The organism is Nocardia sp. 2TAF39, from assembly GCF_052114905.1.
Lineage (GTDB): Bacteria > Actinomycetota > Actinomycetes > Mycobacteriales > Mycobacteriaceae > Nocardia.
On record NZ_JBFRFQ010000045.1, the window covers coordinates 1 to 13713 of the forward strand.

Here is a 13713-nt window from a genome sequence, read left to right on the forward strand (position 1 = left end):
AGCGACCGGAATCGATCACCCGATGAGCAGCCTCGACCTTGTACTCGGCCGAGAACGACCGACGCTTACGAGGAGGCATAACGGACATCCCTACCAGCAGAACCATCGATCCTGCTAACTCGGTGTCCACTACCCGGGGTGAACCTCAGCCCCCCATTGCCTCATATGCCCGGCCGGAGAAACAACAGTCGAGGATCAGCACCCTGTTATGGGCGCCGGACTCGGCCATCACTTCACGAATGTGACTCATGTCCAAGGACGTCCAGTGGTAGGCCTTCTTTGCTGTCCGCGGAAGGCCCAGGTAGAGGCGGCCTCGCTGATCCAGCACCCCGTGCCCGGCGTAGTAGACGAGCAGTAGGTCCTCGGCGACATCGGCAGCCCCTTGCAGGAGCGGCCAGATCGATCCCGGATCGGCGACGTCAACGGCGGACGCGCAGTTCTTTTCGGGGAATGCTGCACCTGCACTGCCCGTCAGGACAGTTTTCAGGTCCTCGATGTTGTGACGCACGGCTGGCAAATTGGGCAGATGGTTGTCCTCGTATTGGCTGGTGCCGATCAGGACCAATTGGGAGCGGGGCCCGTCCGGCAACCGCATGGACTATCTCCTCACTCTGGCGCGCTTGGGCCGAAAACCTTGGCGATCTCGTCAGCCGCTGGCCCTTCACCGGTGACCTCGATGTTGGTGCCATCGGGTGCGGTGATACGAACGCTGATCCCGGAGCGACGTTGCTGCAGCCAAATCGAGATCGACTTGGCGAGAAGTGTCGCCGCGCCGCCACCTCCCAGCGCCACGATCAGCACATCCTCCAGTGCCCCCATATGCTCGGGCTGCACCACCGCGTCCCGGGCTTGGACGCAGCCACGGAACTCGGGCTCTTGGGCCAACCAGTCTCGCAGAGACAAGATCTCATTGTATGGATCACGGCTTCCCAGCGCACGAAGCTCTGCGTCAATCACTGTGTCCCCTCCGTCGTCGATCGCAACATCGTGCCGCCTCAGTTTGCTCCTCATCTAGAAGACATCGAACCTGAAGGTGGACGACGCGGATGGCGATGCTACTCATCGCCAGGCTCTGCCAACGAATCGCGTTGTTAGACGGCCTTAAATTAACCTGTCGCGGTCGAGTTTTCCGACGCGGCCGAGTACGGTGCGCCGACGCTGGTCAAACAGCGTTTCGATCTGCTATGTAGACGAGTCGACGTGGCCACCGGAGCGTGTGCAGCGGTTCCTGACCGAGATTGGTGTCCAGCCGGGTCTGCATGTGGGCCTGCTGAATTGGGATTCCGGGTTGGTTGTCGGTGCCTGGGCGTGGCGGCTGTAGGGTCAGGCGTATGCCGCAGCGCGTCATCCGGATCGCCACCCGATCCAGCCCCATGGCCCTCGCCCAAGCCGAGCAGGTGGGTCCGTCCGGCGGGCATTGCGTCGTGGACGGCTGGGATGAATTCGGCGAAGGTGGGTGCGGGCGGGCGTGGTGGCGGTGTGGTGTGCAGGTCGGCGGGGTTGAGGCCGAGCCCGTCCAAGACCCGCAGCGCCGCCGCGATGTCGGCCGCGCGGGCCGCGCCGGCGTTCACGACAGGTCTCCGTCGTCGGCGCCGGCGAAGCGGCAGGCGGCCATCTCGGCGAGGACCTCGGGTGGGTAGACGACGAGGATGCCGTGGGTCGGGTCGGCGGCCAGCAGCACCCGGGCGCCGATGACCAGACCGACCGCGTGGCGGGATTCCGCGGGCAGCCGCAGGTGGCCGTGTTTGGTGACACCGACCGTTCCGTAGCCGGGGCGGGAGATGATGATCAGGTCCTCGTGCACGCGCCAGCGCAGCCGATCACCTGGCTTCCAGGCGAGCACATCGAGTAGTGCCCGGTCCATCACCCGCCCATTCGTATCGATCGGGCGTATCGAGTAGAAGCCGGTCTGTTCGTGGTGCTCACGAATCCGCGGCAGCGGCAGACCGGAACCCGACTGCCCCGCAGGGAACCGACCGGTGGTGCCGGGCACGAGAAGCGGTATGACCGCCGCGAGTGTGTTCTCAGTCACACAAACCCACCCCTGAAAGCGGAAAACCGCAGGTCAGTGAGGATGGGAAAGAGGTGGGTGTCAGGGCATTGCCCTGACACCCGGATTGGGTAAATTCGCCCTGTTTTTGTGTCCGGAGGGGGACTTGAACCCCCACGCCCGATAAAGGGCACTAGCACCTCAAGCTAGCGCGTCTGCCATTCCGCCACCCGGACCGATGGTGCTCAGCAAGATTATCGGATCACTCCGCGTGGACCAAATCGCGCCTGGACCTGGAGATACTCGGCCGGCTTCGGCGCGGCGGCGCCGCGCGAGCCGTGCGGCCGAAGGGTTGGTTTCGGGCGCACGACTCGCGGGGGTGTGTCAGTGGATTTCTTCGAAGGTGCGTTCGAAGGCGAGGGCGCCGTGGCCGTCGGCTACCTGGCGGTCGAGGAGGGACTTCAGGGGAGCTACGAAGTCGACAGTGACGCCCGCGTCGCGGCTGGCGCGGTTGATCGCATCGAGTGCGGATTTGTGGAAGGTGATGGATTGGACAGGGTCGGCGTAGTTGTCGGCGTCGATGACGCGGCCCTGGTACGGAAGCGATTGGGTCATTGCGGCGACCCATGCGGCGGCCCGTTCACCGAACTCGGCTGCCGATACGCCGACCGAACGCATCATGGCCGCGCCGTGCAAAAAGCCGCCGAACATCGCATACATGGCCGCGAGGAGGGCGAAGTCGTAGGTTGACGCGAATCCCGCGTCGTCGCCGAAGTACTCTGCGGAGGCGAGCAATTCGAGGGTCTCACGGTGGGCGTCGAAGACTTCCCGTGAACCGCTGTAGAGGATCGAGGCGCCAGGCTGGCCGACCATGGACGGTACTGCCATGATTCCGCCGTCGAGGTAGGCGCTGCCGCGCTCGGCCGCCCAGGCCGCGAGTTCACGAGCCTCGCCAGGAGCGGTGCTGGTCAAGTTGATCAGCCGCCGTCCAGCCAGCCGGTCGGCCACCGGGTCCAGGGTGGCGTGCACTGACGCGTGGTCGAGCAGGACCGTGAAAATCGGACCTCCCGCGCGGATCGCTTCGTCGACGGTGGCCGCAGCGGCAGCTCCGGCCGCGACGAGGTCGGCGTCTTTGCCAGGCGTGCGGTTCCATACCGTCGTCGGCAGGCCCGCCTTCAGGAACGTTGCGGCCAGCGCTTTACCCATCGCGCCCAGCCCCAGAATCACCACCGGGGTGTTCGTAGTCTCCGCCATTGCGGGTTCAACTCCTTGGAAAGTCGAAAACGTCGTGGTCAGCGCGCTGAAACCCAAGATTGCCCTTTGCCCGACGGACCGGCAAGTACCTACTATTTTGTCTGGTACTTACCAAACGGTGTGTAAGCAGGTAGAGAGGTCGGACGATGAGCGCGAAGCGATCCGGGCCATATTTCTGTGGCATCGACGCCGCGATGGACGTAGTCGGCGGCAAGTGGAAGGCGCTGATTCTGTGGGATCTGGCGACCCACAGCGTACGGCGCTTCGGCGAATTGCGCAGGGGCCTGCCAGGAGTCTCGGAGAAGATGCTGATTCAGCAGCTGCGCGAACTGGAGGAGGACGGAATCGTGAGCCGGGTCGTCTATCGCGAGGTGCCACCCCGGGTCGAATACCGCCTGACGATTCTCGGGGTCGCGCTCAACGGCGCTCTGGAACCTTTGGGCGCTTGGGGTCGTGACCGCATAGATCGAATCGGCGCGGCGCGCGTGCACTAGTCGGACTGACTTGCCTATCGTTGTGCGCCCGAACAGTTGTCGATGCGGCTGTGGTCGCGTTCGGCTGTAATGAATCGACGAACCGACGGGCCACCATGGGGCCAGTTGGAGATGCCGCAGGGGCCATCGAGCGCCCTGGACAATGTGAGCGGCAGCATGGTGATGAAGTGCCCGAGCAGCTCGGCGATATCGCCGACGAACCGCACCCGATCCCCAGCTTGGGGATGGGAGGTTCGGCTACGGCCTTGATGGGCCGTCGCGGTGTTGCTGTCACATTCGACCCCGCGTGGCCGCATCCCGTTCGCGTGGATCGACCAGGTGGAGGCGGTGCACGATGCTCCGTACTCCGGAGCGATTGCGACGAGATTATCGCAGCCGGATCACCGGATTCGACGGCCCGACCCGGGATTCGACCAGCAGGGCCCGGGAGGGCACCGATTACGATCAGGATGATGCGGATCCGGCCGGAGCCTCGAGCAGGCTGATTACCCACTACAGCCGAGTGCGCGCGGACCCGGCACGGGCGGGAGGACACACCGCGGCTCGTCCGCCAGGTGGTAGGAAAGGGGACGTGTCCGCAACTGGCGAAGGAATCGATCCGAACAGAAGCTCACGCGCGGTGTCGGAAGTGGTGGAGCTGGTCAGCACGCTGATCCGCTTCGACACCTCCAACACCGGCGACCTGGCCACTACCAAGGGCGAGTGCGAGTGCGCGCAGTGGGTGGCCGATCAGCTGAATCAGGCGGGGTATACCACCGAGTACGTGGAATCCGGGGCGCCGGGGCGCGGCAACGTCTTCGCACGGCTCGAAGGCGCAGATCCCACCCGGGGTGCGCTGCTGATCCACGGGCACTTGGATGTAGTGCCCGCCGAGGCCTCCGACTGGAGCGTGCACCCGTTCTCGGGCGCGGTGCGCGACGGCTACGTGTGGGGTCGCGGCGCGATCGACATGAAGGACATGGTCGGGATGATGCTGGCGCTGGCCCGCCAGTTCAAGCTCGAGGGCACCGTGCCTCCGCGCGATCTGGTCTTCGCGTTCCTGGCCGACGAGGAGAACGGCGGCAAGTGGGGTTCGCAGTGGTTGGTGGACAACCGGCCCGACCTGTTCGAGGGCATCACCGAGGCAGTGGGGGAGGTCGGTGGGTTCTCGCTGACCGTCCCGCGCCCCGACGGCACCGAACGCAGGCTGTATCTGGTGGAGACGGCCGAGAAGGGTCTGGGCTGGATGCGGTTGCGCGCCAAGGCCCGCGCCGGTCACGGGTCGTTCCTGCATGAGGACAACGCGGTGACGATCCTGTCGGCCGCAGTGGCGAGACTGGGCAAACACACCTTCCCGCTCGTGCTTTCGGATTCGGTAGCCGAGTTCCTGGCCGCCGTCGCCGAGGAGACCGGGTTGGCGTTCGACCCGTCCGGTCCCGACATCGAGGGCCAGCTGACCAAGCTGGGCACCATCTCCCGCATCATCGGCGCGACACTGCGCGACACCGCGAATCCGACCATGCTGCAGGCGGGCTACAAGGCCAACGTGATCCCGCAGACCGCCGAAGCCGTGGTCGACTGCCGCGTGGTCCCGGGACGGCAGGCGGCGTTCGAGCGTGAGGTGGACGAACTGATCGGCCCGGACGTCGAACGCGAGTGGATCACCAAACTCGATTCCTACGAGACGACCTTCGATGGCCACCTGGTCGACGCAATGAACAACGCGGTGTTGGCCCACGATCCACGCGGCCGCACCGTGCCCTACATGCTGTCTGGTGGCACGGACGCAAAAGCGTTCGCCCGCTTGGGGATTCGCTGCTTCGGTTTCGCGCCGCTGCAGCTGCCGCCGGAGTTGGACTTCACCGCCCTGTTCCATGGCGTCGACGAGCGGGTTCCGGTGGAGGCTCTCGAATTCGGCACCCGGGTGCTGGAACACTTCCTACTGCACAGCTGAACCGATCCGAAAGAGGTTCCATGACCTACAACCCGTACGACGCGCTTCCTCAACTACCGTCCTTCACCCTCACCTCCGACGACGCCACCGACGGGCACCCGTTGGGCAACGACCAGGTCAGCGGCGTGTTCGGCGCTGGAGGCAAGGACATCTCGCCGCAGTTGTCCTGGTCGGGGTTCCCCGCGGAGACCAAGAGCTTCGCGGTCACGGTGTACGACCCGGACGCGCCCACCGCGTCCGGGTTCTGGCACTGGGCGGTCGCCGACATCCCGGCGAGCGTCACCTCGCTGCCCAGCGGCGCGGGCAGCGGTGAGGAGGGCGGAGCCCTTCCGACCGGGGCGATCACGCTGCGCAACGACGGCGGATTCCACGGCTTCGTCGGCGCCGCGCCGCCGTCTGGGCACGGCCCGCACCGCTACTTCATCGTCGTGCACGCGGTAGACGTCGACAGTCTCGGCATCGATGAGAACGCCACGCCCGCCTACCTCGGCTTCAACCTGTTCTCGCACACGCTTGCCCGCGCCACCCTGATCGGCACCTACGAGCAGAAGTAGAACTCGGACACGAGCTGTGGTCCTGGGCGAAACGCTCAGGCCCGCAGCGCTTTCTGCATGCAGCGGCTCCATCTGCAGGCCGCCGTCACCCGAGTTGGTCGCCTTTCGAGGGCATGGATTTCAGACGGGAAAGACCTCCCAGAAATGGGGACAATTCAGGACGGGAGGCGTTTCGCGGGACCTGGATATCCTCTGCCCGGCCGCTCCGAGACGAAGGCACAGAGGAGGACTGATGGGTTCCGAACGCACCGTCCGCGAGGTGGTGGACATGATCGTCGAGCTCGGTCTTGTCGACCGGTCCACACCTCGGGAGACCTTCGAGCCGGACGTACTCGACGAGCCGCTGAGCTACTACGGCCACACGGCCCAGGATGCCGTGCTCAGTCTGCTCAGCGAACTGGAGATCCGATACTCGTTCGATTACAAGACGTTTCGCGGCATCGACGAGGCCGACGACGAACGGCTGGAATGGTATCAGGCCGAGTTGCAGTCGATCGCCTCCTGCAGCCGAGGCTTGGTGACCATCACCAACGTGCGACTGGTTGAGAACGACGCGGACCGGCAGCTCCAGTTCGACTGTAACGGCGAGACCGAGTCATGGCCGGTATATCCCGGAGATGAGGACGAGGCTTTCGAAGCCGGACTCGTCTTCGCCACCTACCTCGCCGGAATCCCTGCAAACTCCTCCGAGCGTTTTTGTGCCGTGGATCCCGGGGACGAGGACGTGAACGGGGAAGCGGTCTTCGGCGACCCCGGCTTGCTCAATCAGCTGGGCGCGCATTTCGGACTCACATTCACGTGAGCGGCTTTGCCGCCCGGTATCGACGGACCGGACAGTCACGTCCGATCAGGTGGATCGCGTAGCGGCAGTTGGTTGCTGGTGCCCAGACCGCCCGGAGGAGGTACGCTACCGCTGAACGGCGGCCCACGCGGGCCGCCTGCTTGACTGATGAGGGACCGAACATGAATATCCGCACGGAAACAGCCTTGGTGCTGTTCTTCTCTGGACTCATCTTCTTATGGGCACTGGTTCTCGGTGTGTGGAAATGGCAGGCGATGACCAACTCGCCGGACGGCTTGGCACACCCCTACGTCGACATCGCCCACCGAGCCGCCTTGCTGTACGCGTTCGCGACCGGGCTGATCGCGATGTTCGTCGAACTGTCCGGCTGGCCGTCTGCGGTGAACTTCGGTGCGGCCGCGGCGATGATCCTGCTGTTCGTGGTAACGATCGCGAACTATATCCGGCTCGGGCTGCGGCGTGAGACCGACAATCAAATGCGCAACCCGCCACCCTCGGCGCGTTTCGTGCTAGCCGCTCTGATCGTCGGCGAAATCGGAGCCTTCTGCGTCCTACTCGTCGGCTTCGCCATGGCGCAGCTGTAGTGCCGACCTGTCAGACATCCTCTCAGATGCCGTCTGCTGAGCGCCGGTGTCGACAAAAGCAGTTCACGGACTGAAAGCCAGTCCCTGAACCAGGCATTCGTGAACTAGTTGCCCAGCGAGAAGACGCCAGCGTCCATGGCTGACTCGCGTTGGCCGGTCGGCTTGGAGAAACCTCTACGCGCCGATGAGATCCGGGGCCGATGCGGAGCCCGGCTGTGCGTAGACGGTCTCGCCCGGCGGATCGACAGCCAACGGCACGTCACCGTCGCTCGCGACCACCGCCGGCTCGTCGACGGGCCGGGGGAGCTGCGAGATATCCGGCTCGACCGCCCACGGCGCGGAATCCGTAGGAATCCAGTGCTTGCGACGCCTGCGTTTGGCCTCCACATAGTCGCGGGCCCGCTCACTGAGCACCTCGGTCCGCAGCGGCACCACGGTGACGTGCAAACCGGCCCGCCGCAGAGCTTCGACCTTGCCTGGATTGTTGGTGAGCAACTGCACCGAACGCAGGCCCAGATCCGCCAGAGCGCGCGCGGTCGCAGCGTAGGTGCGGGCGTCGGCGGGGTAGCCCAGCTTCTCGTAGCTGGCGAATGTATCGGTGCCCGACAACTCGCTCTCGCGGTAGCCGAGCGCCTTCGCGATCAGTCCCGCGCCGCGGCCCTCCTGCTCCAGATAGACCAGTACCCCACACCCCGCAGCTTGGATCAGATCGAGCGCCTTGTCCAGCTCGGGCCCACAGTCACAGTCGTCGGACCGCAGCGCCTCACCGTATAGGCAGCGCGAGTGCACCCTGACCAGGCATCCATCGGTGACCGCACCGAACATCAACAGGTGGCCCCGCTCGTTGTCCTCGTCCAGTTCCACCACACGAACTCGCAAATCATGCCCCTTGCGACCGAACCGGTGATCGGTATCGGCAAGGCCGGACACAATTCTGGTCAATGCTCCTCCGTAGCGAGTCGGAATATCCGTTCGACCTCACTCACCAGTGGCATTGCGCCGGGGACATCCCCGACCGATTGCGTCGCCACCATCGCGGCGGTCGCCCAGACGTAGTCGTTGCGTTCGGCGGGGCGGCGCGTCGAAACGAGACGATATACCAGCGCGGCGGAGAAGGCGGCGTGAGCGCCGACCGAGTCCTCCAATGCGGTCGGAAACGGCTGGAATTCACCGCTGACCTGGTCGGACCACACCGCGCACCGGAAGTCTTGAATCGCGCACACCGACCGCACCCCAAGCGCACGCAGCAGCGTCGCGGTCTGCGCACCGGAGCCGACCGTGCTCTCCGGCACCATCGCCAGCGCCCCCAGTTCCTTGTCCGCGCCGACCAGATAGTCCACTGCGCCGAGATACTGGTAGAGGTACTGTGGGCGATCCAGCGGCGGCGCCGGGTGGACGACCACCAGCGGCCGGGTTCCCAAGCACCGTAGTTCCGCCATGATCTGCTCGATCACCCCGGTCGGTTGTTCGAAGGTGAGCAGTACTGCGTCGGACCCGACCAGCGCATTGCGGACGCCCGCACTGCGTAGATCCTGTGCGCTCAACCGGATTCGCTCGTCCTTGCATCCGATCGTGCTGGCCGCGCCGGTGCCGGCGATCGTCACCGACGTGACCGGCGTCGGCGCGAACGGCACCACCTTGACCAATTCGGTGTCGACCCGTTCGCTGCGCAGGTATTCGAGAATGCGACTTCCGGCGTCGTCGTCGCCGACCGCCGAGATCAGGCGCACGTCCAGGCCGAGCCGGGCGGCCGCGACCGCGCGGGTCAGGCCCTTGCCGCCGGGATGCTCCTCGTAACTTCCCCAGGCGGTGCCGCCCGGGCCGGGAATCCGGTCGACCAGGTACATGTGGTCGATGACCGCGTCACCGATCACGGTCACCGCGCCGCGGGACTTCGCCGAAACCAACTGTCTCGCCGTTGTTTCCGATGCAGCGATGATGGTGTCGAGGACGGGCGCGCCGTCGAACACCGACGCCGTTGCCAGCAGGGAGGCCAGTTCGGTGAACGCACGGTGCTCAGGTGCCGCACGCAGCGACCGCACCGTCGGCGCGGCGGGAATCCGTTGCGCCCCTATGGCTTCGTGCAGCACCTCCCAGCGTTGGGTGAGATATTCGCGTCGTTCGCCCAGATCCGAAGCGTACAAGCGGTCGAGGTTCACGCCGTTGGGCGGATGCTCACGCAGCAGTCCCAACGACAGTTCCGCGTCCACGATCAGCCGGTTGGTGGGCTCCAACCGCCGGACCAGCTCCTGTACCAGCGGCAGCACCGCCTCCTCCCGTGCCATGCCGGCGCGCCACGCGTACTGGCGCACGGCGAGCAGATCCAGCAGCGGAAGCACATCGATCTCGGTGCTGCGCAACCGTTCCGAGCTCAGTCCGGACCGTTTGCACAACCGCGTAAGGATATTGCGAACGGCAACCATCCCCGAGTCCTGCGGGACCATGGCGAATGCCCCCTCCTCGATCGGCGCGTCGTCGGTGCGCCGCGCTCACGTCGGCCACTCGGGTTTAGCCAGCCGGCGAACTGTCAATTTCCAAATTACAACGGCAATTGCGCTCGGGGAACGGCAAATGCCACACTGGATGTGGCGATCCCCATCGCAGCACCAGGCAATTCGGGAGGGCTGGTGATGAAAGTGATTCTCCTGATATGGCAGATTCGACGGCGACGGCAACACCGCCCCGCCGGACCGGAGACCGAGCTGGTGGCGAAGTCGGTGGTGGACTAAACCAGCCGCCGCCCAACTCACCTGCAGCAATCCGCTCGGTCGTCGCCCGCTCCACCGCAGCGGCGAAGCGCCTACAGGCCGCCCGTGCGTCGGCCCGGCCGGGCACACCCTCCTGCGATCGGTGCGCCTCGGCGACAAGTCGTCCGCCGCGGAGCCGACCGTGGCGACCTACGCGAACAGCCGATCGACGACCAGCAGCGCCATCCTGAATGGCGTGGCGGGCAGGCAGCGAGGAACAGGCATGGCGGCTGAACTGGTGAACCCACCGCCTCAACCGCGAACAGGCGCGAGCCGGAACAGACCTGAGCGAACTGCTCAACGCCCCGGCTCGGCAACGGACCCGTCGGCCCACACGTGCGCCGACCCAGAGGGAATCACCCTGCAGCACGCATCGATCGCGCTGCCTCAGCGGATGCACGACAGGAGGCATTCGTGACCATCGATCCCAAAACCCTGGAGCCGGCCTCACTCCATCTGTTGCACCGGAGACAACGATGACCGTTCACACCACCGAATGGACGATGACCAGTGACCTCACCCCGGAGTCGGCCTACCGCGACAGCGAGGGCACCGACGTATGGCGGCTGAGCTGGCTGCCGAACCGGCCACTGACCCGTGCCCAGGCGCAAGCGGGTATGGAACTCGACGAACTGCTCAGCGACCCGTACGGGGTACACGACCGGATGATCCAGGCCCGCGCCGACATCTATGCCGACCAACTGGGCATCCTGCGCGAACACGCCGTGATCCTGCTCGCCAAGCGGATGGCGGCGAGATTGAACCACGACCTGCGACCGGAAGGGGACACGGCGCCGCCGGGGCCCGGCCCGCGCACCCGACGATTGCGCACCCACAGCACCGAACCACCATTGGTACACGGCTGACCCGATCGGCCGCGCCGCGAACAGCCCGACCTCAAGCGTGGGCGATGTGCCCCGCGCCGACGGCCTCGCCGATACTGCGATATCCATCGGCGCGCACCCGATCCGCGAGACCACGATGGATCTTGCGCATCCAGAACGGGCCGCCGTAGATGAAGCCGGTGTAGCCCTGCAACAAGGTAGCGCCGGCAAGGATGCGTTCCCATGCCTGGTCGACGGTTTCGATACCGCCCACGGAGATGAGCACGAGACGATCGCCGACACGACCGTACAGGCGACGCAGAACCTCGAGGGCACGGTCGGCGACCGGTGCGCCGGACAAGCCGCCCGGGCCCATGGCGGCAACCTTGACAGGACCTGTGCGCAGCCCATCGCGGCGGATGGTGGTGTTGGTGGCCACGATGCCCGCCAGACCGAGCTCGACGGCGAGATCGGCGACCGCGTCGATGTCCTCGTCGGACAGATCCGGGGCGATCTTCACCAGGACCGGCACCCGCACACGGTCCAGCACCGCCCGCAGAATCGGCCGCAGCGATTCGACGGCCTGCAGGTCACGCAGGCCGGGGGTATTGGGCGAGCTGACATTGACGACGACGTAGTCGGCGTGCGGACCGAGCAGGGCGGCGCTGGTCGCGTAATCGGCGGCCGCGTCGTCGGGCTCGACGATCTTCGTCTTGCCGATATTGGCGCCGATCGGCACGCCGCCGCGACGGTCGCGCAGCCGTTCGGCGGCAGCGGCGGCGCCGTAGTTGTTGAAACCCATCCGGTTGATCAAGGCATGGTCGGCGGGCAACCGGAACAGCCGCGGCGCGGGATTGCCCGGCTGGGCCTGGGCGGTGACAGTGCCGATCTCGGCGAAACCGAACCCGAGCGGGGCCCACGCGTCGACGCCGTCGGCATTCTTGTCGAAACCGGCGGCCAGACCGAGCGGCGCGGGAAACTCGACCCCGAACGCGGTGCCGCGCAGGACAGGGTCATCGGTGGTGAGCAGCTTGGTCATCGCCCAGCGCAGCGGCGGGAACCAGGCGGCGAACCGCATGGCGGCAAAGACCAGGTGGTGGATGCGTTCCGGCGGGACCAGGAACATCAGTCGTAGTAGCAGAGCGTACATCGGCTCACATTCCGGGTTCGGGCTGAGGTATTGCGGATTTTCGTCGGCGCAGCAGCACCCGCCTGCTGCCGTCGGTGTAGGCCCGCACCCGCGACAGCTCCCAGCCGCCGAACTCGGCCTGGATCGTCAGCCGCATGGACGCGGTCACCCGCGTCACGTCGGGTGGCAGGCGCAGCGGCACGTACTCGTAGTCGTCGCTGGTGGTCTCCCAACCCGCGGGCAGGGCACCCCTGCGCGCCCGATGCGCCGTCGGATCGGGAGATGCCGCGGAATCGTCGCCCGCGCGCGGTGTCCGAGCCATCAGTGCCCTCTCTTCCGATCGTCCGCACCGATCCGTTGCAGACCGTCGCCGGTCGCGGACCCCACGAACAAGTCACCGGTGCGCTGCTCGATGGCCACCGAGTTCGGCTGCCGGACGGTCGAGTAGCGGCCCACTTCCTCCGGTATACCCGTCGACAGGTCGAATCCGACGACTTCGTTGCTCTGTGTACACGTCACCCATACGGTGTCGGACCGCTGGTCGTAGGCAAGCGCGTAAGGCGACGATCCTACCGGGAAACGCTGACGCAGCACGAGCGGTCCAGCACTATAGACCAGCAGTTCGTTACCCGCGGTGTCGGCGACGACGATGCGGCCGAATGGATCGGTGACCAGGTTGGTGGCGCCGTCGCCCGCGCGAAGCGCCAGTCCGAGACGGTCTGCACCGAGGTCGAGCTGGGTCAAAGAGGTTTGGCGGCGGTCGAGCACGGAGACGTGTTCACCGGTGAGCGCGACCGCGTCGGCGGAGGCGAGACCCGACACGGTCTCGGCGACCTTGCCGTCGGGGGAGACGATGCGGACCTTGCCGTCCGCGGTGCCGACGATCAGCGAGCCGTCCTCGCGCTGATGCACCGACTTGGCATCGCCGTCGACCGGTATCTCCGTCACCACGCCGGTCAGGAGGTCCACGCGGAAGACGCGGTTCGCCGCGGGAACCAGGACTTCGCCCGGCTTGCCTCGAGCCAGACCCGCCCCGTGTGCGGGCAGCGGCAGGGTGCGGATGGCGGGATCCGGAATACCTCCGGGACCGACCCGGGTGAGCGTTGCGGGATCGACGACGAACAACATGGCGGTGGTGTCGCCGCTCGCGTCGAGCGCGACCAGCTGCCCGGTGCCCGCCTCGGCGAGCAGTCCGCCGACCGGATTCGCGAACGCGAAAACCTCGCCCGCAGGCCGCGCGCTCGCGGCGGGCGCGACCGCGGCAGTGGCCGGTTCCCTGGTCGGCTGATCGTCACCGCCGGTGCCGGAGGAGCATCCGGCCAGCAGCACCAGCAACGCCACACCTGCGAATGCCGAGCAGACCGAGCCACGAGGGCGCATCCACCGAACTCCTTCTACCGAC

15 protein-coding genes and 1 tRNA gene are annotated in these 13713 nt (G+C 66.2%); 6 read left to right on the plus strand and 10 right to left on the minus strand.

Annotated elements, in window-relative coordinates; translation table 11 throughout:
* Positions 1–145: 145 nt before the first annotated feature.
* The 5 genes from AB4Z47_RS24010 to AB4Z47_RS24030 form a co-directional block, all read right to left on the minus strand.
* Positions 146–595: a caspase, EACC1-associated type gene (locus tag AB4Z47_RS24010; protein ID WP_441953752.1), complete on the minus strand. Its 450-nt coding sequence runs from the start codon at positions 593–595 to the stop codon at positions 146–148.
* An 11-nt stretch (positions 596–606) separates the two neighbouring features.
* A complete protein-coding gene (locus AB4Z47_RS24015) occupies positions 607–903 on the minus strand; it encodes an effector-associated constant component EACC1 (RefSeq protein ID WP_327116956.1) in 297 nt (98 codons plus the stop codon).
* Positions 904–1567: 664 nt separating this feature from the next.
* The gene (locus AB4Z47_RS24020) at positions 1568–2032 is read right to left on the minus strand and encodes a hypothetical protein (RefSeq protein WP_441953755.1); all 465 of its coding nucleotides are present in this window, start codon (positions 2030–2032) and stop codon (positions 1568–1570) included.
* Positions 2033–2141: 109 nt separating this feature from the next.
* A tRNA-Leu gene (locus AB4Z47_RS24025) sits at positions 2142–2226 on the minus strand.
* 148 nt (positions 2227–2374) lie between these two features.
* The gene (locus tag AB4Z47_RS24030) at positions 2375–3244 is read right to left on the minus strand and encodes an NAD(P)-dependent oxidoreductase (RefSeq protein ID WP_441953757.1); all 870 of its coding nucleotides are present in this window, start codon (positions 3242–3244) and stop codon (positions 2375–2377) included.
* Between the two features lie 146 nt (positions 3245–3390).
* Here AB4Z47_RS24030 and AB4Z47_RS24035 point away from each other — a divergent pair, with 146 nt between their 5' ends.
* From AB4Z47_RS24035 to AB4Z47_RS24055, 5 genes are all read left to right on the plus strand, one after another.
* Positions 3391–3738 (plus strand): winged helix-turn-helix transcriptional regulator, encoded by a 348-nt coding sequence (locus AB4Z47_RS24035; RefSeq protein WP_441953759.1) that lies wholly within the window; start codon positions 3391–3393, stop codon positions 3736–3738.
* A 571-nt stretch (positions 3739–4309) separates the two neighbouring features.
* Positions 4310–5671, plus strand: a complete 1362-nt coding sequence (locus AB4Z47_RS24040; protein ID WP_441953761.1) for a M20/M25/M40 family metallo-hydrolase — start codon at positions 4310–4312, stop codon at positions 5669–5671.
* Positions 5672–5691: 20 nt separating this feature from the next.
* On the plus strand, positions 5692–6225 hold the full coding sequence (locus tag AB4Z47_RS24045) for a YbhB/YbcL family Raf kinase inhibitor-like protein (RefSeq protein WP_441953763.1): 534 nt from the start codon (positions 5692–5694) through the stop codon (positions 6223–6225).
* Positions 6226–6457: 232 nt separating this feature from the next.
* Positions 6458–7027 (plus strand): hypothetical protein, encoded by a 570-nt coding sequence (locus tag AB4Z47_RS24050; RefSeq protein ID WP_441953765.1) that lies wholly within the window; start codon positions 6458–6460, stop codon positions 7025–7027.
* 161 nt (positions 7028–7188) lie between these two features.
* Complete coding sequence (locus tag AB4Z47_RS24055; protein WP_441953767.1) at positions 7189–7611, plus strand: hypothetical protein; 423 nt, start codon at positions 7189–7191, stop codon at positions 7609–7611.
* Between the two features lie 174 nt (positions 7612–7785).
* Here the strand turns inward: AB4Z47_RS24055 and AB4Z47_RS24060 are convergent, their stop codons facing one another.
* Both AB4Z47_RS24060 and AB4Z47_RS24065 read right to left on the minus strand, forming a co-directional pair.
* A complete protein-coding gene (locus AB4Z47_RS24060) occupies positions 7786–8553 on the minus strand; it encodes a GTP cyclohydrolase (protein WP_441953769.1) in 768 nt (255 codons plus the stop codon).
* Complete coding sequence (locus AB4Z47_RS24065; RefSeq protein WP_441953771.1) at positions 8550–10004, minus strand: PfkB family carbohydrate kinase; 1455 nt, start codon at positions 10002–10004, stop codon at positions 8550–8552. Before AB4Z47_RS24065 ends, AB4Z47_RS24060 begins: the two co-directional genes overlap by 4 nt.
* Positions 10005–10834: 830 nt before the next feature.
* On the opposite strand from AB4Z47_RS24065, the gene AB4Z47_RS24070 reads away from it, so the two are divergent.
* Complete coding sequence (locus tag AB4Z47_RS24070; RefSeq protein WP_441953773.1) at positions 10835–11224, plus strand: hypothetical protein; 390 nt, start codon at positions 10835–10837, stop codon at positions 11222–11224.
* 31 nt (positions 11225–11255) lie between these two features.
* On the opposite strand, the gene AB4Z47_RS24075 is transcribed toward AB4Z47_RS24070, so the two are convergent.
* The 3 genes from AB4Z47_RS24075 to AB4Z47_RS24085 are packed head-to-tail and all read right to left on the minus strand — an operon-like array spanning position 11256 to position 13691.
* Positions 11256–12332 carry a quinone-dependent dihydroorotate dehydrogenase gene (locus AB4Z47_RS24075; protein WP_441953775.1) on the minus strand — a complete coding sequence of 359 codons (1077 nt, stop codon included), beginning with the start codon at positions 12330–12332 and terminating at the stop codon, positions 11256–11258.
* Positions 12333–12336: 4 nt separating this feature from the next.
* The gene (locus tag AB4Z47_RS24080; protein ID WP_441953777.1) at positions 12337–12633 is read right to left on the minus strand and encodes a DUF5703 family protein; all 297 of its coding nucleotides are present in this window, start codon (positions 12631–12633) and stop codon (positions 12337–12339) included.
* Positions 12633–13691: a YncE family protein gene (locus tag AB4Z47_RS24085; protein WP_441953779.1), complete on the minus strand. Its 1059-nt coding sequence runs from the start codon at positions 13689–13691 to the stop codon at positions 12633–12635. Before AB4Z47_RS24085 ends, AB4Z47_RS24080 begins: the two co-directional genes overlap by 1 nt.
* Positions 13692–13713: the final 22 nt, after the last annotated feature.